Annotated in this window: 1 rRNA gene; it reads right to left on the reverse strand. The window is 38.8% G+C overall.

From position 1 onward, the window contains the following. Nucleotides 1-255: ribosomal RNA gene (locus O6B72_RS09690) — 23S ribosomal RNA — on the reverse strand; the annotation flags it as partial.

Consider the following 255-nt stretch of genomic DNA (forward strand, 5'->3'; position numbering starts at 1 on the left):
TTACGGTACGGGCAATTATTACTAAACTTAGAAACTTTTCTTGGCTCTATAGTATCATGGATTCTTACGCTACTCCGAAGAGCTTTGTAAGCCTTTAAGCTTTCGGATAAAGAGTTACGGATTTGCCCATAACTCAACCTACGACCTTAGACTAACTATTCCATCAGTTAGCTCCACTAACTTTAAGCGTCCTTCCATCGCACATAATAATTGGTATTGGAATATTAACCAATTTTCCATCGCATACCCCTTTCG

It is taken from the genome of Campylobacter ureolyticus (assembly GCF_027277485.1).
Classification (GTDB): Bacteria; Campylobacterota; Campylobacteria; order Campylobacterales; family Campylobacteraceae; genus Campylobacter_B; species Campylobacter_B ureolyticus_B.